Below are 22699 nucleotides of genomic sequence, written 5' to 3' on the forward strand. Positions count from 1 at the left end.
TCTCTATTTTACTCATTTAGCCTTTTAGCTTCTCAATCAATTTATGATGAATGCCACCAAAAGCCCCGTTGCTCATCACTAAAATATGATCACCTGTTTTTGCTTCTTGGGCAATCATTTCAACTAACGTATCAATGCTTGCTGACCATTTTGCTGGTTGGGTTAATGCATCAGTGATTTGGCTCACTTTCCAAGGAATGGTATCAGGCTGATAAATAAAGACCGCTTGTGCATCGTGTAGGCTTGGTGCGATGTCATCTTTATGCACGCCCATTTTCATTGTGTTTGAACGAGGCTCTAACACCGCAATAATGCGAGCATCTTTGCCGATCTTACCACGAAGTGCATCGACTGTGGCTTCAATTGCGGTTGGATGATGAGCGAAATCATCGTAAACAGTAATGCTGTTTACCTCGCCTTTGACTTCCAAACGGCGGTTGGCATTGATGAACGAGCCTAACGCTTTACAAGCACCTTCAACGCTTACACCAGCGTGCTGTGAGGCGGCAATTGCCATCAATGCGTTATGCATATTGTGGCGACCGATAATGTTCCAACGCACTTCACCTGCTTTTTTGCCGAAATGATACACTTCAAAATGTGAGCAATCCGCACTTAATGGTTTTGCAAACCACTCCTTGCCTTCGCCAATCGCTTGTACTTCGCTGTAGGTGCCAATTTTGAGCGTATCTTGCACATTTTGATCGTCACTTGTCGCAAGGATTCGCCCTTCGCTTGGAATGGTACGGATAAGGTGGTGGAATTGACGTTGGATTGCGTGCAAATCATCAAAAATATCGGCGTGATCGAATTCGATGTTGTTGATAACCAAGGTTCTTGGCGAATAATGCACAAATTTAGACCGCTTGTCGAAGAAGGCGGAATCGTATTCGTCCGCTTCAATCACGAAGAATTTGCTTGAACCAGAACGTGCTGAAATACCGAAATTGCCTGCCACACCACCAATTAAAAAGCCAGTATCGATCTGGTTTTGATCTAAAATCCACGCCAACATACCTGTGGTAGTAGTTTTTCCGTGGGTACCTGAAACAGCAAGCACCCAGCGATCTTTAAGCAGATGATCGTGCAACCATTGTGGGCCTGATGTGTAATTTAACTGATTATTAAGCACATATTCCACGCAAGGATTACCACGGCTCATTGCATTACCGATAACAACTAAATCGGGGGCAGGTTGTAATTGGTCAACATTGTAGTTAGGAATAACCTCGATGCCGTGCGTTTCTAAAAAAGTGCTCATTGGCGGATAAACGTTGGTGTCTGAACCTGTCACTTTATAGCCAAGCTCTCGAGCAATCATTGCCACGCCACCCATAAAAGTGCCGCAAATGCCAAGGATGTGAATGTGTTTTTGTTTCATTAGAAATCCATTTAATTTACGTAAAAATATCCCCCTCTTTAGAAAAGAGAGAAGCTTATCAATCAAGTATAACAAAAAAGGCTAGATTCCATAAGAACCTAGCCTTTCGCTAATCAAATTTCAATTATTTTACATCAAAATATGCTTGTAAATCGTCGCTACCGCCAATGTGTTTACCACCGATGAATACTTGTGGAACTGAAGTACGACCAGTAATTGCACGTACAGAAGTGGTTGAAGCATCTTTACCTAATACGATTTCTTCATATTGGTAGCCTTTCACTTCTAATAATGCTTTTGCTTTTGCACAGAATGGGCAACCAGGTTTAGTGATGATTGACACTGATGGTTTTGCTTCCCAAGCTGGGTTTAAGTATTTGATCATTGTATCTGCATCAGATACTTTGAACGGGTCGCCTGGTTCTTGTGGTTCGATGAACATTTTTTCAACTGTACCGTTTACAACGTACATAGAATAACGCCAAGAACGTTCGCCAAAACCTAAGTCGTTTTTGCTTACTAACATACCCATACCACGAGTGAAATCGCCGTTACCATCTGGGATAACTGTTACATTTTCAGACTCTTGGTCTTCTTTCCACGCATTCATTACGAATGTATCGTTTACAGATACACACACGATTTCATCAACGCCTAATGCGTAGAATTCTTTCGCTAATTCGTTGTAACGTGGTAAGTGAGTTGATGAACAAGTTGGTGTGAAAGCACCTGGTAATGAGAAAACAACTACTTTTTTGTTGTTGAAGATTTCATCTGTAGTTACATCAACCCATGCGTCGCCTTGACGTGTGTGGAATGTTACTGAAGGAACTTTTTGACCTGTCATATCTTTTAAAGACATATTTTTTCTCCAAAAAAATAAATAAGAATTAAAAATCTGACGCATTTTACAGATAAATATGCCATAATTCATCTTATTCTATTGATAGGTAAGATTTATAAATAAAATAAGGAAAAGATTATTGTGAATATACGAGATCTGGAATATTTAATTTCATTAGCAGAGTACAAACATTTCCGTCGTGCTGCCGATGCGTGTAACGTGAGTCAGCCAACTTTAAGCGGTCAAATTCGTAAATTAGAAGATGAATTAGGAACGATTTTACTTGAACGTACTAGCCGTAAAGTGCTTTTCACCCAAGCAGGTTTGGCATTAGTGGATCAAGCAAAATCAGTATTGCGTGAAGTAAAGGTATTAAAAGAGATGGCAAGCAATCAGGGCAAAGAGATGTCAGGCCCACTTCACGTGGGGATTTTACCTACGCTCGGCCCATACCTTTCGCCAATTATTGTGCCCGCAATGAAAGAAGCCTTCCCAGAGCTTGAGCTTTATTTATACGAATTGCAAACCTCTCAAATGGTAGATCAACTTTCTGCTGGTCAGCTCGATTGCGGTATTTTGGCTTTCGTTAAAGAGAGCGAACCTTTTATCGAAGTGCCACTTTTTAACGAAGAGATTCTGCTTGCTGTTTCAGATAAGCACGAATGGGCAAAAGAAAAACAGCTACCGATTTCAGTTTTAAAAGATAAAGAGCTGCTTTTCTTAGATGATGGTCACTGCCTACGCACGCAAACGCTGGATTACTGCTTATCGGTTGGGGCGAAAGAGAGTGCCCATTTCAAAGCAACTAATTTAGAAACACTCCGCAATATGGTAGCAGCCAATGTAGGCATTTCGCTGATTCCCAAACTCGCCGCCAAAGAAACAAGCGGTGTGAAATACATTTCATTTTGCGATCCAACGCCGTTCCGTGCGGTTGGCTTAATTTATCGCCCAGGTTCACCACTTCGCACCCGCTATGAACGCCTTGCTAAAGGCATTGAAGAAGTAATGAAAAAATAAAATGCTGCATAAGCGACGCAGAGATAACAAATGAGTAATATAGGAATTCGAGCACAACAAAAAGAGAAAACCCGCCGTGCCCTTGTGGATGCGGCGTTCAACCAATTGAGTGCCGAAAAAAGTTTCAGCAACTTAAGTTTGCGGGAAGTGGCACGCGAAGCGGGTATTGCCCCAACCTCTTTCTACCGCCACTTCAAAGATATGGACGAACTGGGCTTGGCAATGGTAGATGAATCAGGCTTAGTACTGCGTCAGTTAATGCGTCAAGCTCGTAAACGTATTGAGAAAGGCGGCAGCGTGGTTGCCCTTTCGGTTGAAACTTTCTTTGAACTGATTAACGACCGCCCCAACGTTTTTCGCTTATTATTGCGTGAAAGTTCAGGCACATCGCAAGCCTTTCGAACCGCAGCTTCGCGCGAAATTCAGCATTTTGTTGCAGAACTTACTGATTACATCTTAATGAAAAGCCCCGAATTAGGGCGTGAAATCGCTCATATTCAAGCAGAAGGATTGGTCACTCTCGTTTTTACTGCAGGTTCGCACGCTTTAGATATGAGCAACCAACAGCGTAATGAACTCAAAAAACGGGTGATGACCCAACTCCGAATGCTGATGCACGGTGCGTCCGCTTATGTCAGAAAATAGAGGATTATTTATACACCCTGTCTGACTTAATTTCGTGCTGAATAGACCTTAAACTTAGTCGATTTCGCCACCACTTCATGCTTGCCGAACGCGCTGTCTAGCAAGTCTGGATAAGGCAAAAAGGCATTTGCTACAATGCGTAATTCTCCACCTTGGGTTAAATGGTTTTTCGCTTGTAAGATCAAATTTTCGACCGCTTGATAAGCCGTATCTACACCATCATGGAATGGCGGGTTGGAAACAATCAGATCAAATCGCCCGTCAATATGCGAGAACACGTCGCTTGCCAACACTTCGCCTTCCAATGCATTTTCCGACAAAGTACGTTTACTTGACGCAATTGCCATTGCGTGAATATCGCTCATCGTCAGCTTAATTTTCGGGAACTGTTTTTTCAAACTCGCCCCAATTACGCCAGCCCCACAACCTAAATCCAACACTTTACCTTTTAAGCCGTCAGCTTTATGGAAGGTTGAAAGTAATAGTTTTGTGCCACTGTCTAATTCTGCTGAGCTAAACACCGCAGGCAAGGCGGAAATCGTTAAAGCATTGAACTCATAGCTTTTCCAGAATTTTTCTGCATTGAAAGTTGGCACGTTTTGCAGCTCAAAATGGTACAAACCACAGCGACGAGCCGAGTCAATTTTGGCAATATTGCCGAACGGTTCGAGCATTTTTTCCACCGAACGCACGCCCGCACGGTTTTCGCCAATAATCAGCAATTCTTGCCCGACTTCTGCTTGAGCCAGCCATTCCAACAGTTGATATTGGCATTCTTGTTTATTTTTCGCCCAATAATAAACGGCTAAGTCCGCTTTTTTGCTGTTTTCCACACCAAATTCGACCGTTTGTCGTGAATGAGCGTAATCAAAATAACTGCTGAATACTGACACCGATTTTGCACCAGTTAAGCTTTGAGCAAAATCATCACGCACATAACCAAAAAACAGTACTGATTTTTCGATAAATAAAGGCAAATGGCGAGCTAACACCTCGCTTTCAAGAGAGAACATAATTTCCTTTCCTTTAAAAATAATTTCCGCATTTTACCCAGTTTTGCTACTATTCCCTATCAATTTTTTGCGAGAACAAGATGAATAGACGAGATTTATTATTGCAAGCAATGGGCGTAACACAATGGCAGTTGGTTAAGCCACAAGCACTCAAAGGCGATGCTCAAATTCGGTTAGATCAAGCGGTCAAATTAGTGGTGATTTGTGAAGAAGAACAACAAAAAAGCAGGCTTTTTCAAGACTTACTTTTTGCACTCTCATTGCAATCAAATGAATTTTACTGGGTAAATCACGAGCAATTTCAACGAATCCGTTTCAAGCATACTCCCTTTTTATTGGTGATAGAAAACGAAGAACAAGCGGTCAAAATTCAGAAAAAATGTACAAATCAGCCACAATTGAAGGTCGAAAGTTGGGCAGAATTATTGAAGCCTGAAAGTAAAAGGAAGTTGTGGAAAGGATTGGATAATGTTTTTCAAAAACAGATTTAAATTCCCATAAAAAAATAATGGTAATTTAAAATCTTTCTGCTAGAATGCTCAAAATTAACGTTTTATTAACAGGAGACAAATTATGAAAAAAACGTTACTTGCAGCAGGGATTTTAGCCGCAACTTCATTTGCTCACGCGGATGTATTAACCACCATCAAACCTCTAGGCTTTATTGCGAATGCAATTACCGATGGCATAACAGATACACAAGTGCTATTACCAGTGAGTGCATCACCGCATGATTACAGCTTGAAGCCCTCTGATGTTGAAAAATTAAAATCAGCAGAATTAGTAGTTTGGGTAGGGCACGGTCTAGAGTCATTTTTAGAAAAATCTGTTGAAAAATTACCTGAAAGCAAGGTGCTAGAACTAGGTGAAGTACCTGCTATTGAAGAGATTATCGAAGCAACACATCACGAAGATCACGACCATGACCACGATCATGGGCATCATCAACATGCTCATGGTCACGATCATCACGGACATGACCACAGCCACGACTGGCACATCTGGCTTTCAAGCGATGCGAGTAAAATTGCTGCAGAGCAAATCGCGGATCGTTTAACTCAGCTATATCCAGCGAAAAAGGTAAAAATTACCGAAAACTTAGCGAAATTTAAAACTGCAGTAGATGCCAAAACCGTGCAATTAAAAGCCCAGCTTGAGCCAGTAAAAGGCAAAGGTTATTACACTTTCCACGAGGCTTATGGCTATTTTGAATCGGCTTACGGCTTGAACTCACTTGGTTCATTTACCATCAATCCAACGGTTGCCCCTGGTGCAAAAACTTTGGCGAAAATCAAAGAGCATATTGCAGAACACAAAGCCGTTTGCTTATTTGCTGAGCCACAATTTACACCTCGTGTAGTAGAAAGTTTAAGCAAAGGCACGCAAGTAGGCGTTGGTCAGCTAGACCCGCTTGGTGCGAAAATTGAGATGAGTGCAGAAGCTTATCCACAATTCTTACAAGGTATTGCGGATGAGTTTACGAAATGTTTAGCGAAATAAGGTTTCATACAACTAGATATTCTTAATGTAATATAGCAACTGTGTTTTTAGGTAAAGACAGTTGCTACACTACAACTAATCGTTGTTCGTAAAAACAGCATCATTACCCAATCTATTTTTACTAATTCCATCCTTCCTACCCAATTCTCATGTATAATGTTTCCCCAACTTAGCCTCCACTTACTTATCATAAGCGGAACATAAAAGGAGTTGCTATGAGCCAATTTTTCTACATTCACCCTGAAAATCCGCAGTCTCGTTTGATTAACCAAGCGGTTGAAATTATCCGTAAAGGTGGCGTGATTATTTACCCGACCGATTCAGGCTATGCTCTCGGTTGTGGGATTGGGGAAAAAGCGGCGATGGAACGTATCGTGAAAATTCGTCAGTTGCCTGAAAATCACAATTTCACGCTAGTATGTAGCGATTTATCCGAGCTTTCGACTTATGCCATGGTGGATAACCAAGCTTATCGCTTGATGAAAAATAACGTACCGAATCCGTACACCTTTATTTTGCCAGCGACTAAAGATGTACCGCGTCGGCTACAAACCAAACGTAAAACCATCGGTATTCGCGTGCCAGATAATGCAATTGCGTTAGCATTGATTGCCGCCCTTGGCGAGCCATTGCTTTCTTGCTCTTTGATGTTGCCTGGTGAAGAGATGACGCAGTCGAATCCTGAAGAAATCCGCAACATTTTAGAACGCCAAGTGGATCTGATTATTCACGGTGGCTATTTGGGCGTTGAACCGACAACGGTGATTGATTTAACGAATGATAGCCCTGAAATTATCCGTGAAGGATCGGGCAACCTCACACCATTTATTTAAAACATTTAGACGCTTGTGAAAGCGACAAAGGACAAACCATGAAAACCTTTCAAAACAAACAAAAGCCTGCTTTTAACCAAAAATCAGACGAGAAAAGAAAGAGCAAAAATCCACGCTTAGCGGAACGCAACGAACAGCGTGCTGCACGCCCAACTTCTCGTCGGCTTGCAAAAAAAATGGCAAAACCGACCGCTTCTCTAGATAAAACGACAGAGAAAAAAGAGAAAGTTTTAGGCGAGAAATTACAGAAAATTTTAGCTCGAGCGGGGCAAGGTTCACGCCGTGAATTAGAAGAGGTAATTGCAGCAGGACGCGTGAGTGTAGACGGCAAAATTGCCTCACTTGGTGACCGTGTAGTATTAAGCTCTGCAACCAAAATCCGTATCGACGGGCATTTAATCAACATCATCCCAACGCAAAAAGAAATTTGTCGCGTGTTAATGTATTACAAACCTGAAGGCGAACTTTGCACTCGCTCTGACCCTGAAGGTCGTGCAACCGTTTTCGACCGTTTACCACGTTTAACAGGATCACGCTGGATCGCTGTAGGGCGCTTAGACATCAACACTTCAGGCTTATTGCTCTTTACCACCGACGGCGAATTGGCCAACCGCTTAATGCATCCAAGCCGTGAAGTAGAGCGTGAATACTCAGTGCGTGTGTTCGGCAATGTAGACGAAGCGATGCTACAACGCTTACGCAAAGGCGTGCAGTTGGAAGATGGTCCTGCTAACTTCAAGCAAATTAAGGCTGTGGGCGGTACGGGGATTAACCAATGGTTTGATGTCACCTTAACCGAAGGGCGCAACCGTGAAGTACGTCGCTTATGGGAATCGCAAGAAGTAGAAGTGAGCCGTTTGATCCGCATTCGCTATGGCAATATCAAGCTCGAAAAAAACCTTCCACGTGGTGGCTGGGAAGAGATGGGGCTTGAGCAAGTGAATTATCTGCGTGAATTAGTTGGTCTCTCTCCAGAAACTGAAACCAAAGTGGATGTGACAAAAAACAGAAGACGCACTAACATTCACCAAATTCGTAAAGCGGTAAAACAGCACGCAAAATATCGTGCGAAAAGTTAATCAGATTTTAAAGCGTGCTCGGCACGCTTTTTATTTGCCCAAAGTGGGGTATTTTAGTTACATTTTGAGAGGCATATACTACTTGCAATATTCCACAAAAATTAACCGCTTGAGGAGATAAAAATGGACCTAACCAAAGTTATTGAAGCTCGCAAAACAATCAAAATGTTTAATCCGAATGTGAAAATTAGCCGTGAAGAAATGGTAGAAATGCTCACCATTGCTCAACTTGCTCCTTCAAAAGCCAACTTACAGCCTTGGCGCTATGTGGTGGTTGATGATGCGGAAAAGAAAAACCAGTTACTCGGTTTTGTTGGACATAATGCCCCGCCTTGTGAAAGTGCTTCAGCGGTTATTTTGGTCTTAGCCGATTTAGAATACCAAAAAATATTAGGCGATATTTTGGATTATTCAGTCGAAAAAGGCTGTTTAATGCCGCAATTTCGCGACAATTCGTATAATTTCTTATTAGGATTACACGAAAAATCAAGCGAAGCAGAAATTCGCGATCAAGTACTTATCGACACCAGCCTTGCCACAATGCAATTGATGTTAATCGCCAAAGATAAAGGATATGACACACACGCCATTGGCATTTTTGACCGTGAGGCCGTAATGAATGCTTTAGAAGTGGATAGCAAGCGTTATGCACCTTTAATGCTGCTCGCTATCGGCAAAGCTGCCACCGCACCAATTCCAAGCGTGCGTTTGCCGTTGGAATATACGGTTTCTTGGAATAATGGAAAAGGGTTTAAAAAATAACGGAATCTATAAAACTTAGGGCTGCTTAAATCACAAATCAGCCCTTTTTTCTTTAATCACTACCAATTTCCTTCGAGTGCCAATCCCACCCCATCTTTTTTAGTTCTCTGATAATCGCTTGAAACCAATTTATTCGCATCATTCCAATATAAAGTTAAAGTCACTTCACCTTCAGCAAAAGAGGCTAAAGCATAAACAGGATAAACAAAATTAATCCCTTCGTTAGTGAAATAGAAGTTATCAACTAAATCAAAGTCGGCTTTTGGGGTAAATGGCTCAGCTTTTTCGTCTTGAGCTTCCATTCTTGTTTTTTTCAAATAACTATTCCATAAAATAGCTTTGGCTTGTTCTTGATGTGCTTTCGACATCAAGCTATCCAACGAGATCACGGTTTTTTTGTTTAAATCTACGTTGAAGTAATTTGTGCCATAAAGACCATGTGCACCGCCCGTGTAGTTATCCCAATACTGAATGAAGGTTGCAATATTGCCACGCTGCCCAACATATGCCATTTGTGAACTATCACGAATCGCAATATCGCCATACTCTTTCAATGCAGCTTTTGAATCCTGATAATTTTTTTCGATTAATTTTAGAGCTTCTTCTTTTTCAGTCCCTGTCACTTGATGATTGATTTTTCCATCATGGTTAAGCAAGGTATGACGAATCAGTAAATTATCCAGCCAATCTAAGCCTGTTTTTGCAATACTTGCAAAATAATAAAGCCCACTTTCTGTTCTTCCAAAATCATTCCCTGCGGGTAATTTTACCTGTTCTGATTTTGAAAATAATGGTTCAATTGTCACGTCAAGTGCTGGCAATTGTGCTTGTAACTTGCGTTGTTCTGCTTGTAAAGCGGTTAAATCTTGCTGGGCTTTTGCAAGATCTTGATTAAGTTGAGTGATGGTTTGTTCGGCTTGTTGTAATTTTTCGTTAAGGGCTTGAGTATCTTTTTCGTTACAGGCTGACAGAAGAAAAGTGGAAGAAATCAGAAATGCGAAGAGAGATTTTTTCATGGGATTATCCTTAAAATAGAGAATAAAAAAATGCTCTGGTATCATAGCACTAGGCTAGGTTATTTTCATTGTTTTTTGTTCAAAACTATCTGAAATTCGCTCATATCTAAACGACTTTACTGGGCAGATTTACCTTGCCTTTTTAGTCTTCAAAATGCGATAATAAAGCCCTCTTTTTACCTGCAAATTTTGGTAAAAAAGAGACCGCTTTGCTCTTGTGAGCAAAAAACTCCTTTAGGGTATAACCCTTTGATTTTGCAGCTATTTTAGACAAACGAAATGGGCGTAAGACAAAAATTATCATTTATTCATAGTTAAAGCGAAGACAGTCGTGAGATTGGCGGAAATGCCAACAATCTGTTGAGTCATTTGAAAATACGCAATAACTCAAGCAACAACAAAAAAGATAAGAGAAACACAATGAAACGTATGTTAATCAATGCAACTCAAAAAGAAGAGTTGCGCGTTGCCCTTGTTGATGGGCAGCGTCTATTCGATCTGGACATTGAGTCGCCAGGGCACGAACAAAAAAAATCAAATATTTACAAAGGGAAAATTACCCGTGTTGAACCAAGCCTTGAAGCCGCATTCGTAGATTACGGTGCTGAGCGTCACGGCTTTTTGCCTTTAAAAGAGATCTCACGCGAATATTTCCCTGAAGGTTATGTATTCAGTGGTCGCCCGAATATCAAAGATATTATTCAAGAAGGGCAAGAGGTAATCGTACAAGTGAGCAAAGAAGAACGTGGTAACAAAGGTGCTGCCTTAACCACGTTCATTTCACTTGCGGGCAGTTACTTAGTGTTAATGCCAAACAATCCACGTGCAGGCGGAATTTCTCGCCGTATTGAAGGCGATGAGCGTTTAGAACTCAAAGAAGCGTTAGATTGCTTAGATGTGCCTGAAGATGTGGGCTTAATCGTGCGTACCGCGGGCGTAGGAAAATCACCAGAAGAGTTGCAATGGGACTTAAAAGTGTTATTGCATCACTGGGAAGCAATTAAAAATGCGGCACAATCTCGCCCTGCACCGTTCTTAATTCACCAAGAAAGCGATGTAATCGTGCGTGCTATTCGCGATTACCTCCGCCGCGACATTGGCGAAATCTTAATCGATAACAAAAAAATCTTCGAAAAAGCAAAAAATCATATTCGCCTAGTGCGTCCAGATTTCATCAATCGTGTGCGTTTATACGAAGGCGAGGTGCCGCTTTTCAGCCATTATCAAATCGAATCGCAAATTGAATCGGCATTCCAACGTGAAGTTCGCTTGCCATCTGGCGGTTCAATTGTCATTGATGTGACCGAAGCCTTAACGGCAATCGACATCAACTCATCACGCTCAACTCGTGGTGGCGACATCGAAGAAACTGCACTCAACACCAACTTAGAAGCGGCAGATGAAATCGCGCGCCAATTACGTTTACGCGACTTAGGTGGTTTAATTGTGATCGACTTCATCGATATGACCCCTGTTCGCCACCAACGCGAAGTGGAAAACCGCATTCGTGAAGCAACTCGCCAAGACCGTGCACGCATCCAATTCAGCCGTATTTCACGCTTTGGCTTGCTTGAAATGAGCCGTCAGCGCTTAAGCCCATCACTAAGCGAAGCGTCAAGCCATATCTGTCCACGCTGCCAAGGTACAGGTAAAGTGCGCGATAACGAATCGATCGCACTCTCTATCTTACGCTTAGTGGAAGAAGAAGCCATTAAAGAGAATTCTTCACAAATTCACGCAATTGTGCCGGTGGAAGTTGCCTCTTACTTATTGAACGAAAAACGCAAAGCAATTTCAGGCATTGAGTCTCGCCAAAATGTGAGCGTGGTGGTTGTACCAAGCGAAAGTATGGAAACACCACACTTTAGCGTTTACCGTTTGCGCGAAAATGAAATCGAGCCGATGTTAAGCTACGACCTAGCAAAACGCTATTTGGCTCGCCAAGATGATGAGCAAAATCCATATCATCACTCACATTCAGACGAAGCTCTCGTGAGCCGTAATGAGCCAGTGATTACCGTGGAATCTGTACTCAACAGCACAGAGCTTAATCTTCAACCAGCACCAACTCCTGTTGAGCTTACAAAACCGTCTCTATTAAGCCGCATTATCGCGAAAATTAAAGCGATTTTCAGCGAAGAGCCGAAGGAAGAAGAGAAACCAAAAGCAAAATCTCGCAACCCTCGCGAACGCCGCAATAGTCGTCAACGCAATAACCGTGCAGATCGTCAAGAACGCCAAGAACAACGTAAAGCACAACAAGACGAACAAAAAGCGAAAGGCGAAAAAGCTGAACGTAAAGAGCGTCAACCGCGTCGTCAAATTGTGGAAGAAACGGCTGGCGTATCAGAAGCGGTCGAAAAATCGAGCCAAGTTGCAGAGCGTCGCCAACGCCGCGATTTACGTAAAAAAGTGCGCATAGAAAACAATGTTGAAGCAGCAGAAAGTAACGAAAACGCAAACGTACAAGCCATTGCTCCAGAGCAAGTCCCTGTTCAAGCTGAAGTGCAAAAAGCACCGAAAATTCAACCGCTTGTTGAAGCTGAAACCACAAACGAAGAGCATGTAGAAAGCAACGAGAACAACCGCGAAAACAGCCGTCAACGTCGCCTGCCTCGCCATTTACGCGTAGGCAACCAACGACGTCGTGATAATCGCCAATACAATGATCGTGTACGTGCGATGCCATTAACTTCTGCTGTTGCTTCACCAGAAGCCGCAAGCGGTAAAATTTTACTGGCAATTAACGTTCGCCCTCAAAAACCAGTACAAGAAAAACAAAACTTCTTGTCAGTGGATGAGATGCTCGAACAGCAAGCGACTTCAACCGAAGTGAAAGTGGAACAAGTGGCAAAAAAAGCAGAACGCAAAGTGGAAAGCACCGTACCATTTGGCGGCTTTGTTACCCAACATACCGATCGCGATTTGGTGAAAGAGCGTCATGAGCGTGTGGCACATCCAGCAACGGCAGAACCAAAACCAGAAGTCACTAAAGTGGCAGAACACATTGCCCCATTTGGTGAAGTGGTAAGCCAACACTCTGATCGTGATTTAGTAAAAGAAAACCAGGAACGTCGTAGCAATCTCAATGCTCAAACTGCGATGGTTCAAGCAACAGCTGCACCTGCAATTGAAGAGACTGAGCAAAAAGCGATTATCGTGCCTGTTTCTACTTACCAAAGCGAATATGTGTTTGAAGGACATTTAGGTACATTCTCTCGCGTGGAACATACCAAAGCAGCGATGACTAAAGCAAAGAACAAAGAGCCAGCAGCACCCGCCTTCCAAATTCGTGTGTGGAATCATTCAAAATATTACTTCCACGGCAAAGGAGCTGCAGGACACGCAGCGGCAGACAGCCACGTGCACTCAGCCCCACGTGTAGCCAACTAATTTGGTAAAGCCTTAAAGAAAATAACCCGCTTGTTGTGATACAAGCGGGTTAATTTTTGCATATAAAATTCATTTAGTAGTAATCACTACTTCTTCGCCTTTTTCGCCACTTTTTTCTTAGATTTCACCGCTTGTTTTTTCTTCTTTGGTTTCTCTTTTTTAAAGCTTTTAACCTCTTTAAAAACAGGCTTGTTGGCATTGGCTTTTTTCGCTTTTTGTTTGGCAGTTTTGCTGAGATTCATTCCTTTGCGGAAGTTGTCTAACAAAGCAAAATCGATTTTTTTCTCGTCCAAATTCACGTTGATGACACGCACTTTCACCTTATCGCCCAAGCGGTAAATGATGCCTGAACCGCCGACTAAACGCTGTCTATCGGCATCGAAATGGTAGTAGTCGTTTTTCAGCGTGGAAATGTGCACCAAGCCATCGATTAACAATCCATCTAATTTCACGAACAAGCCAAATCCCGTGACAGAAGAGACTACGCCTTCAAATTCTTCGCCCAAATGGTCTTGCATAAATTCGCATTTCAGCCAGTCTGCGACTTCGCGGGTTGCATCGTCTGCTCGGCGTTCGGTAGCAGAGCATTTATCTCCGAATTGGTCAATATCATCTAATTTGTAATGGTAACCGCCACCCTCTGTGTAATTTCTGGTATTACCTTTTCCCTTTTCGATTAAATATTTAATTGCACGGTGCAACAGCAAATCAGGGTAACGACGAATTGGAGAGGTAAAGTGAGCGTATTCGGTTAATGCTAAGCCGAAATGCCCCACGTTATCCGCTGCATAGACGGCTTGTTTGAGCGAGCGGAGCAACATCGTTTGGATAAGCTCGCGATCTGGGCGACCTTCAAGCTGTTCAATTAATGATGCGTAATCTTTAGGCGTTGGATCTAAACCGACATTCCACGTTAAGCCACACTCACGAATAAAGGTTTTGAAGCTAGTCAGTTTCTCTTCACTTGGTTTATCGTGAATACGGAATAACGCAGGCTCATTCGCATTTTCCACAAAACGAGCTGCAGCGATATTCGCCAAAATCATGCACTCTTCAATCAGCTTGTGAGCATCATTACGAACAAGTGGTTCAATTCGCTCAATTCTTCCCTGAGGATTGAAAATAAATTGATTTTCGACCGTTTCAAACTCAATCGCACCACGTTTTTGGCGAGCCTCTGCTAAGGCATTGAACAAACGATAAAGCTCTTCAATATGTGGTACAAGCGGAGCATAACGTTCACGTAAGGTTTCATCCCCTTGCAACATTTTCCACACTTTGGTGTAGGTCAGGCGTGCATGAGAATTCATCACCGCTTCATAAAATTCGTAACCCGTGAGTTCGCCTTGTTCGGAAACTATCATTTCTGCTACCAAACATAGGCGATCTACCTGCGGATTGAGCGAGCATAAGCCGTTGGAAAGCACTTCTGGCAACATTGGAATCACGCGATTTGGAAAATAGACCGAATTCCCGCGGTTTGCTGCTTCTAAATCTAGTGCCGTTTTCGGGCGAACATAGTAGCTAACATCCGCAATAGCTACCCACAAACGCCAGCCATTTGGCTCTTTTTGAGCGAAGACGGCATCGTCAAAATCGCGGGCACTTTCGCCATCAATGGTCACAAGCGGTAAATTTCGTAAATCCACTCGCCCTTTTTTCGCTTCTTCGGGGACTTCTTCGTTAAAATGGCGGATCTGTTTTTCAACAGCATCTCCCCAAACATGAGGAATGTCGTGATTACGCAAGGCGATTTCGATTTCCATACCAGGGGCGAGATTGTCGCCTAAAATTTCGGTGATTTTACCGATAGGGCGGTTAAAGCTCGCTTTGCGTTCTTGTAGCTCAACCACCACAACTTGCCCCATTCTTGCCCCTTGGCGGAATTCATCAGGGATTAAAATATCCTGCGTGATACGACTATCATCTGGTACGACAAACCCGATGCCACTTTCAAGGAAAAAACGACCAACGAGCTGTTTTTTACGGGCTTCTAGCACACGTACAATACGTACCTCTTTACGCCCACGACGATCCATCCCGTTCGGTTGAGCCAGCACAAAATCACCGTGCATCACACGTGCCATCTGCACGTTTGGAATAAACCAATCATCATCTTTTTTAGCGTTTTTATCTGCCCCTTCGACTTGCAAAAAGCCGTAGCCATCGCGATGACCAATTACCGTGCCTTTGAGCAAATCCATCTTTTCAGGCAAAGCATAACGTTTACCTTTGGTAAAAACTAACTGCCCATCGTTTTCCATCGCACGTAATCGACGACGCACGCCTTCGGTGCGTTCTTCATCATAAATATGAAAGGCTTCAAGCAGCTCCTCGCGTTTCATGGGAGCATCAAATTCGCGAATGGTTTGTAAAATAAATTCCCGTGAAGGCACGGGGTTTTCGTATTTTTCTAATTCTTGTTGATAATTTGGATCGACTATCATTGGGTTCTCTTTTGATTTGTTGTTATTTTTTATGAAATAAAATGTAGGGGGTATTAAATATGGTTTCACGCACAATCAATAATAGAAAAGCGTGCGTCAGCCAGCTGACACACCCTACGGAAAGGAATTTGGCAAAACTTCGGTAAAATTCTACCGCTTGTGAAATGATGTTGGGCATAGTATCAAGTTTTTACCAATAATCCTAAACAAATTTAGAAAACAGCTTGCCCGACCTATTGTGAACCGATAGAATTTAGCCTTTTGTCAGGGAACTTTTTAGTTGGCACAATTCTCTATAAAATAACCGATAAAACAACACTTCATTTAAGGCTACACGATGAGCGATACGCACCACAAACACATTACCGTCTTACTTCACGAAGCCGTGGACGGCTTGGCAATCAAACCAAACGGCATCTATATTGACGGGACTTTTGGGCGTGGTGGGCATTCTCGCCTTATTCTTTCAAAGCTGGGCGAAAATGGGCGTTTAATCGCAACCGATCGTGACCCTCGTGCGATCGAAGAAGCCAAAACCATTTCCGACACACGTTTTCAAATTTTCCATACCGCTTTTTCAGCTATTCCAGAGGTGTGCGAAGAATTAGGCTTAATTGGTAAAATTGATGGCATTTTACTCGATTTAGGTGTTTCTTCTCCGCAATTGGACGATGCTGATCGCGGGTTTAGCTTTATGCGTGATGGGCCGTTGGATATGAGAATGGACACCACTAAAGGCTTATCAGCAGCAGAATGGCTCGATCAGGTTTCGATTCACGATTTAACGTGGGTCTTAAAAGAATTTGGCGAAGAACGCTTTGCCAAACGCATTGCCACGGCGATTGTGAATTTCAACAAAACAAGCGGTCAAAAAATTACCCATACTTTGCAATTAGCCCAAATTATCAGCGATGCCGTACCGTTTAAAGATAAGCACAAACACCCCGCAACCCGCTCATTCCAAGCGATTCGGATTTTTATCAACAGCGAATTGGACGAGTTGGAAAAAGCGTTAAACTCGGCATTAAGCGTGTTAGCTCCCGAAGCGCGTTTGTCGATCATCAGCTTCCATTCGTTGGAAGACCGAATGGTCAAACAATTCATCAAGAAAAACAGCAAAGGCAAAGAAGTGCCGCGTGGCTTGCCGATTTTGGAAAGCGAATTGAACAAAGATATTCCGCTGAAAGCCGTTGGAAAAGCGATTATGCCAAGTGAGGCAGAAATAGAGGCTAACCCGCGTTCACGCAGTGCGGTGTTACGTTTAGCAGAAAAACGTTAAGGAATAAAAATGGCAGGAAATGAACGTTATCCGTTAGGACAGGAAATTTTTGAAGATTTAATCGGAAAAAATAAAGTCGCATTATTGCTTCTATCGCTGATTATTATCACTGCATTAGCCACCATTTGGGTTACTGCTCAAACACGCCTTCTCACTTCTGAACAAGGAAAATTAATCAAGATAAATCGGAAACTGGAAAGCCAATATGTCCATCTGCAATTAGAAGAAAATAGTGCAAGTCGCCAAAATAAAATTGATGCTTATGCCAATAAAGCTGAGCTACAAGCGATTAAAAAAGAACAAGAAGTCATTTTATTAGAGAAAAAATAGGGTTAGAAATGGCACGAGCAATTAAGCCTAAAAACAATAAAAATCCTAGGTTTAGCCTGTTTAAGCGTAAAAAACACAAAACAGAAAATAATGCAACCTTAGCTGAAAATGAAAACGAAAAAGCCGTTGAGCCAAGTTATATGCCGAGGCGTTTTATTATGCTTTGGGTGGTTGTGATTATTTTAGTTTCTGCATTGGTTTATAAAGTGGTTGCGATTCAAGTGATTGAATCACCTCGCTTAATTAGCGAAGCAAATAACCGCTCATTGAGAACGATTGAGCTGCCTTTTAAACGTGGCAGTATCTTAGATCGAAATGGTAAGTTTTTATCGGTTAGTGCCCCGATGTATTCTATTACCATTGACCCTCGTGAATACTTTGACAGCAAATTGAGCCGTTCTCCAGATACTTGGAAGGCATTAGCGATTGAAACAGGCAGCTCAAGAAGTAAAATCATTAAAAGCGTAAGTCGGTTTTTAGATAAAAAAAATAATTCAAGCGAAAAAGTTGAATTTGATCCTCGTTCTATTTTAAATACACAGGATCCGAAATATTGGACATTATTATCTGAAATGACAGAGGTTTCTGCAGAGCAACTTCAAGTTGTACGTCAAAATCCAAACTCGTATTTCGTTCAGTTAGAAAATGCCGAAGCCAAATTAGAGCGTGATAAATGGCAAGCCTTCGCAAAAAGTGTAAAAGTGCCTTATAACGAAATGATGGATCGCCTATATAAGGCTCATCGTCAACGTTTTATCTATTTAGTACGCCACGAAACAGAAAGTATTGCCCGTTATGCACAAGAGTTAAAATTAGATGCGATAGTCTTACGTGAAGAATCTCGCCGTTTTTACCCGTTAGTGGAAGAGGCTTCGCAGCTCGTTGGCTTTACCGATATTGACGATAAACACGGCTCAGAAGGGCTTGAGCGTAGCTTTGATGCTTTACTCATTGGTAAAAGCGGTAAACAGGTTATTCGTAAAGATGCCCGTGGCAATATTATTGAGAATATTCGTGATGAGAAAGAGTACAACCCACAAGATGTAGTGTTGAGTATTGATCAAGATTTGCAGTCTATGGTTTATCGCGAAATTAAAAATGCGGTAAAAGAGAACAATGCCATTTCAGGCACGGCAGTGTTGGTGGATGTGCAAACGGGCGAGATTTTAGCGATGGCAAATGCACCGTCTTTTAATCCCAATAACCGTTCGGAATTTAAACCAGAATTGATGCGTAACCGTGCGATTACTGATACATTCGAGCCAGGTTCAACGGTAAAACCTTTTACAGTTTTAACCGCTTTACAAAACGGCGTAACCTACCGTGATGAAGTGATTAACACCCATCCATTTGTAGTGAATGGACACACCATCCGCGATGTGGCACCGCGTGATAGCCTCTCAATTACGGGTATCTTGCAGAAATCAAGTAACATCGGGGTAAGCCGTTTAGCGTTGCGTATGCCTTCTACCGCACTGGTTGATACTTATAGCAAAGTTGGTTTTGGTAAAGATACAGGCTTAGGCTTGGGCGAACAGCGCGGCACCAATGGTGACCGCAAACGTTGGTCAGATATTGAACGAGCGACCTTGGCTTATGGCTATGGCTTAAATGTTACCCCACTTCAACTAGCTCGTGCTTATGCAACCCTTGGCAGCTTCGGCATTTACCGCCCGCTTTCAATTACCAAAGTGGATCCGCCTGTGATTGGCGAACGTGTATTGCCTGAGAAAATTACCCGTGATGTGGTACATATGATGGAAAGCGTGGCACAGAAAGGCGAAGGCGGAGCCCGTGCGATGGTTGATGGCTATCGTGTGGCGGTCAAAACAGGGACAGCACGTAAGCTCGAAAAAGGGCAATATGTAGAAAAATACCTCGCTTATACCGCAGGCCTTGCTCCAGCAAGTAACCCGCGTTTTGCATTGGTGGTGTTGGTTAATGAACCAAGCAAAGACAAATATTATGGTGGTGCAGTTTCCGCTCCTGTGTTCTCACAAATTATGGGCTATACGCTAAAAGCGTATAATATTAAACCAGATAACCTAACAGAATAAGCCGAATAATGAAACGATTACTCACCTTTTTCCCTCAATTGCAAGATAACGTGCAAATTTCACCACTTGCAAAAATGACGCTTGATTCCCGCAAAGTCAGTAACGGCGATCTGTTTATTGCCTTAAAAGGGCATAATGTGGATGGCAGAACATTTATTCCCAAAGCGATTGAACAAGGTGCAAGCCTGATTTTGGCGGAAGCGGACGAAGGCGTGCAAGCGGTCAAAATCGCAAAAGAGTTTGTAAATGCCACTGCTTGTGTGTTGAGTGTGCCACATTTGCCGAAACTGCTCTCGCAAATCGCGGGCGAATTTTATGCCAACCCAAGCGAAAAATTAACATTAGCGGGTATTACCGGCACAAATGGCAAAACGACAACAGCTCAGCTGTTAGCGCAATGGCATAATTTACTGGGTGGCAAATCTGCTGTGATGGGCACGATTGGTAATGGCTTATTTGGGCAAGTTCAAGAAGCAGCTAACACCACAGGCTCTGCAGTTGAAATTCAACAAAATCTTGCAAACTTTATTGCGCTTGGTGCTGACTTTTGTGCGATGGAAGTGAGTTCTCACGGTTTAGTGCAGTATCGTGCGGAAGCGTTGCAATTTGATTTGGCAATGTTTACTAATTTGAGTCGAGATCACCTTGATTATCATCACACAATGGAAGAGTACGCTGCGGCAAAATTCCGTTTGTTTAGTGAGCTTAACACCAAGGCTAAAGTATTAAATGCCGATGATGAAACAGGGGCGAATTGGTTAGCCAAATTGCCTGATGCCGTTGCAGTGAGCGTAAATCCTGATTTTCAAACTTCACACCGATATGTTAAAGCGACTCGTGTTTCGTTTACCTTACAAGGTGCGACCATTGAATTTGAATCGAGCTGGGGTAATGGCACTTTACATAGCCAGTTAATTGGGGCATTTAATGTCGCCAATTTACTGCTAGCGTTAGCCGGCTTGTTAGCACTTGGGCATGATTTGCAAAAATTAGTCGAAACTACACCGCTTCTTAAAGGCGTGGCAGGAAGAATGGAGTGTGTGACTGCAGAAAATCGTCCATTGGTGCTGGTTGATTATGCTCACACGCCCGATGCTTTAGAAAAAGCATTACAAGCTGCACGACTTCATACTGAAGGCAAACTCTACTGTATTTTCGGCTGTGGTGGCGATCGTGATGCAGGTAAGCGTCCAATGATGGCAAACATTGCTGAACAGCTTGCAGATCGCGTAATTGCGACAGATGATAATCCGCGTACTGAAGATAATCAGAAAATTATGGCAGATATTCTTAAGGGCTTTGAGAATGTTGGTGTTGTTCAAGTTATTCATGATCGCGAACAAGCGATTAAAACAGCCATTCTGCAAGCGAAACCACAAGATGTGATTTTAATCGCTGGCAAAGGACATGAAGACTATCAAATTATTGGCACGACCAAGCATCATTTTTCAGATCAGGAAGTGGCTAGAAAATATTTGTAGGGCGCTCCCCCCTCTTTAGAAAAGAGGGGTTAGGGGAGATTTGATTACGATGTTTATTTTTCGTATGGACTCCGTTTTTACTTCTGCTAAATCTCCCCCTCCCCTCTTTGCTAAAGAGGGGGCTGATCTCTAAGCATTGAATTTTAATGAAAAAAATAACTGCCCCAGTGGGGCAAATTTATGCGTAACCTAGGGAAATAACTCTAGAAGGAAAACAATGATAAAACAAACAACCCAACAAATCGCCGAAATCCTTCATGCAAGGCTGTTTGGTGATAGTAATGTAACGGTAACGACAGTCAGTACCGATACGCGACAAGCGGTCGAAAATGGCTTATTTTTTGCATTAAAAGGCGAAAAATTTGATGCACATGATTATGCAGAAAAAGCTATTGAGCAAGGCTGTGTAGCACTTGTTGTTGAGCGTGAATTGCCGATTGCTGTACCGCAAATTATTGTGGCGGATACGCGATTAGCTTTAGGTGAATTAGCGAAATGGCTAAAAAGCACATTGAATCCTAAAACGGTTGCCATGACTGGTTCATCGGGTAAAACAACCGTGAAAGAGATGACGGCAAAGATCTTGCAAAAAACAGCCGCTTGTGAAGAAGATGTGCTTTATACTTTCGGCAATCTGAACAATGATTTAGGCGTACCGATGACTTTATTACGCCTAACAGAACAGCATAAATTTGCAGTCATTGAACTTGGTGCAAATCATATCGGTGAAATTGCTTATACTACTGCGATTGCCCAACCCGATGCTTGCTTAGTGAATAATGTCGCCTCTGCTCATTTAGAAGGGTTTGGTTCGATTGAAGGTGTTGCAGCTGCGAAAGGTGAGATTTATCGAGGCCTAAAAGAAAACGGTAAAGCGATTATTAACCAAGCTTTTTATTATCCGCAATGGCGTAAAGAAATTGGTGATCATGAATTGCAATCTTTTAGTTATACCGGTTCAGATCAAGATTCTTATGCGGATTTTTGGGCAGAAAATGTTTCACTTAATTTGAACGGCTCAACTTTCATTTTGCATGCCTTTGAAGAGGAAATTGAAATCAATTTGCCTTATTTAGGGGCACATAATGTTTCCAATGCTTTAGCGGCAACTTCGTTAGCGATGGCAGTTGGCGCAAGTTTAGCAGATGTTAAAGCAGGGCTTGAACAGTGCTCACAAGTGAAAGGGCGTTTATACCCTGTTGAAATTAACGAGCATTGTTTGTTTATTGATGACACCTACAACGCCAATGTTGATTCGATGAAATCCGCGATTTCTGTACTGAAAAATTACCCTGCATTTCGTATTTTTGCGGTAGGTGATATGGCGGAACTTGGCAAAGAGAGTGCGCAATGCCATCAAGAAGTTGCTGATTTTGCGCAACAGGCAGGATTAGATTTAATCGTCTCTTTTGGCAAAGAAAGTGCAGTGATTAGTGCTAATGCACAACATCATTTTGCTGATAAGCAAACCATGAGCAATTTCTTGCTACCGATTATTTCGCAAAAAATTGCAGAAAAACAACCGCTTGTTTTATTGGCGAAAGGCTCTCGTAGCCAAAAAATGGAAACTTTGATTGCGGATTTATGCCGTGCTTTTCATATTCAATTTTAAGGATTTA

Annotated in this window: 18 protein-coding genes; 13 read left to right on the plus strand and 5 right to left on the minus strand. The window is 42.4% G+C overall.

Annotated elements, in window-relative coordinates; genetic code table 11:
* Positions 1–16 precede the first annotated feature (16 nt).
* Both mpl and B0184_RS02715 read right to left on the minus strand, forming a co-directional pair.
* The gene (mpl, locus tag B0184_RS02710; protein ID WP_005709485.1) at positions 17–1381 is read right to left on the minus strand and encodes a UDP-N-acetylmuramate:L-alanyl-gamma-D-glutamyl-meso-diaminopimelate ligase; all 1365 of its coding nucleotides are present in this window, start codon (positions 1379–1381) and stop codon (positions 17–19) included.
* A gap of 124 nt (positions 1382–1505) precedes the next feature.
* Positions 1506–2243, minus strand: a complete 738-nt coding sequence (locus B0184_RS02715) for a glutathione peroxidase (protein WP_005709405.1) — start codon at positions 2241–2243, stop codon at positions 1506–1508.
* Positions 2244–2366: 123 nt separating this feature from the next.
* Between B0184_RS02715 and oxyR the strand changes: the two genes are divergently transcribed.
* Both oxyR and fabR read left to right on the plus strand, forming a co-directional pair.
* Positions 2367–3245, plus strand: a complete 879-nt coding sequence (oxyR, locus tag B0184_RS02720) for a DNA-binding transcriptional regulator OxyR (RefSeq protein ID WP_005709511.1) — start codon at positions 2367–2369, stop codon at positions 3243–3245.
* A 30-nt stretch (positions 3246–3275) separates the two neighbouring features.
* Positions 3276–3890: an HTH-type transcriptional repressor FabR gene (fabR, locus tag B0184_RS02725; RefSeq protein ID WP_005709428.1), complete on the plus strand. Its 615-nt coding sequence runs from the start codon at positions 3276–3278 to the stop codon at positions 3888–3890.
* A 26-nt stretch (positions 3891–3916) separates the two neighbouring features.
* On the opposite strand, the gene rsmC is transcribed toward fabR, so the two are convergent.
* Positions 3917–4903 carry a 16S rRNA (guanine(1207)-N(2))-methyltransferase RsmC gene (gene rsmC, locus B0184_RS02730; RefSeq protein ID WP_005709490.1) on the minus strand — a complete coding sequence of 329 codons (987 nt, stop codon included), beginning with the start codon at positions 4901–4903 and terminating at the stop codon, positions 3917–3919.
* A gap of 80 nt (positions 4904–4983) precedes the next feature.
* Between rsmC and B0184_RS02735 the strand changes: the two genes are divergently transcribed.
* The 5 genes from B0184_RS02735 (at position 4984) to B0184_RS02755 (ending at position 9077) form a co-directional block, all read left to right on the plus strand.
* On the plus strand, positions 4984–5394 hold the full coding sequence (locus tag B0184_RS02735; RefSeq protein ID WP_005709422.1) for a DNA polymerase III subunit psi: 411 nt from the start codon (positions 4984–4986) through the stop codon (positions 5392–5394).
* A 79-nt stretch (positions 5395–5473) separates the two neighbouring features.
* Complete coding sequence (znuA, locus tag B0184_RS02740; protein WP_416036920.1) at positions 5474–6403, plus strand: zinc ABC transporter substrate-binding protein ZnuA; 930 nt, start codon at positions 5474–5476, stop codon at positions 6401–6403.
* A gap of 215 nt (positions 6404–6618) precedes the next feature.
* Complete coding sequence (locus tag B0184_RS02745; RefSeq protein WP_005709509.1) at positions 6619–7236, plus strand: L-threonylcarbamoyladenylate synthase; 618 nt, start codon at positions 6619–6621, stop codon at positions 7234–7236.
* A 38-nt stretch (positions 7237–7274) separates the two neighbouring features.
* Positions 7275–8315 carry a 23S rRNA pseudouridine(2605) synthase RluB gene (gene rluB, locus B0184_RS02750; protein ID WP_005709439.1) on the plus strand — a complete coding sequence of 347 codons (1041 nt, stop codon included), beginning with the start codon at positions 7275–7277 and terminating at the stop codon, positions 8313–8315.
* A gap of 123 nt (positions 8316–8438) precedes the next feature.
* Positions 8439–9077, plus strand: coding sequence for a nitroreductase family protein (locus B0184_RS02755; protein WP_005709539.1), 639 nt, complete (start codon positions 8439–8441; stop codon positions 9075–9077).
* 59 nt (positions 9078–9136) lie between these two features.
* On the opposite strand, the gene B0184_RS02760 is transcribed toward B0184_RS02755, so the two are convergent.
* Positions 9137–10093 carry an RsiV family protein gene (locus tag B0184_RS02760; RefSeq protein WP_005709467.1) on the minus strand — a complete coding sequence of 319 codons (957 nt, stop codon included), beginning with the start codon at positions 10091–10093 and terminating at the stop codon, positions 9137–9139.
* A gap of 420 nt (positions 10094–10513) precedes the next feature.
* Here B0184_RS02760 and rne point away from each other — a divergent pair, with 420 nt between their 5' ends.
* Complete coding sequence (rne, locus tag B0184_RS02765; protein ID WP_005709526.1) at positions 10514–13486, plus strand: ribonuclease E; 2973 nt, start codon at positions 10514–10516, stop codon at positions 13484–13486.
* 86 nt (positions 13487–13572) lie between these two features.
* Here rne and rnr read toward each other — a convergent pair whose 3' ends face one another.
* Positions 13573–15933, minus strand: a complete 2361-nt coding sequence (rnr, locus tag B0184_RS02770; RefSeq protein WP_005709407.1) for a ribonuclease R — start codon at positions 15931–15933, stop codon at positions 13573–13575.
* Between the two features lie 337 nt (positions 15934–16270).
* Here rnr and rsmH point away from each other — a divergent pair, with 337 nt between their 5' ends.
* The 5 genes from rsmH (at position 16271) to murF (ending at position 22692) form a co-directional block, all read left to right on the plus strand.
* Positions 16271–17212 carry a 16S rRNA (cytosine(1402)-N(4))-methyltransferase RsmH gene (gene rsmH, locus B0184_RS02775; RefSeq protein ID WP_005709383.1) on the plus strand — a complete coding sequence of 314 codons (942 nt, stop codon included), beginning with the start codon at positions 16271–16273 and terminating at the stop codon, positions 17210–17212.
* A 9-nt stretch (positions 17213–17221) separates the two neighbouring features.
* Positions 17222–17542 (plus strand): cell division protein FtsL, encoded by a 321-nt coding sequence (ftsL, locus tag B0184_RS02780; RefSeq protein ID WP_005709543.1) that lies wholly within the window; start codon positions 17222–17224, stop codon positions 17540–17542.
* 8 nt (positions 17543–17550) lie between these two features.
* Entirely contained in the window at positions 17551–19599 is a 2049-nt protein-coding gene (locus B0184_RS02785) for a penicillin-binding transpeptidase domain-containing protein (RefSeq protein WP_005709519.1), read from the plus strand.
* An 8-nt stretch (positions 19600–19607) separates the two neighbouring features.
* The gene (gene murE, locus B0184_RS02790; protein ID WP_005709466.1) at positions 19608–21080 is read left to right on the plus strand and encodes a UDP-N-acetylmuramoyl-L-alanyl-D-glutamate--2,6-diaminopimelate ligase; all 1473 of its coding nucleotides are present in this window, start codon (positions 19608–19610) and stop codon (positions 21078–21080) included.
* Between the two features lie 217 nt (positions 21081–21297).
* Entirely contained in the window at positions 21298–22692 is a 1395-nt protein-coding gene (gene murF, locus B0184_RS02795) for a UDP-N-acetylmuramoyl-tripeptide--D-alanyl-D-alanine ligase (protein WP_005709497.1), read from the plus strand.
* Positions 22693–22699: the final 7 nt, after the last annotated feature.

It is taken from the genome of Haemophilus paraphrohaemolyticus (assembly GCF_002015045.1).
Classification (GTDB): Bacteria; Pseudomonadota; Gammaproteobacteria; order Enterobacterales; family Pasteurellaceae; genus Haemophilus_A; species Haemophilus_A paraphrohaemolyticus.